We start from the raw sequence: 411 nt of genomic DNA, 5'->3' as shown, positions 1-411 counted from the left end.
ATCACCCACTATGGCCGGACTTTCCATTCCGCTTTGCTAACAATACTGCTAAAGAGTACAAGGCTGATCCCATTTCGCTCGCCACTACTTTGGGAATCTCGGTTGATTTCTGTTCCTGCAGCTACTTAGATGTTTCAGTTCACTGCGTTCGCTTCCCTTGCCTATGTATTCAGCAAGGGATGACCCATTCGGGCCGGGTTTCCCCATTCGGATATCTGCGGATCAAAGCTCGTTTGCCAGCTCCCCGCAGCTTTTCGCAGGCTACTACGTCCTTCATCGCCTGTAATCGCCAAGGCATCCACCACATGCACTTATTCGCTTGACCCTATAACGAGTATGTCTCGCTATAGGCTGAGTTCTCGCGTTGTGCCGTATTCCAAGACAATCTCATCGATTGCTCTGGTAATACTG

Annotated in this window: 1 rRNA gene; it reads right to left on the bottom strand. The window is 49.9% G+C overall.

Annotated elements, in window-relative coordinates:
* Positions 1-325 (bottom strand): 23S ribosomal RNA (locus tag FL311_RS43760); the annotation flags it as partial.
* Between the last annotated feature and the right edge of the window lie 86 nt (positions 326-411).

The sequence above is a fragment of the Myxococcus sp. AB025B genome, assembly GCF_006518215.1.
Classification (GTDB): Bacteria; Myxococcota; Myxococcia; order Myxococcales; family Myxococcaceae; genus Myxococcus; species Myxococcus fulvus.
This window is presented reverse-complemented; position numbering and strand designations above follow the sequence as displayed.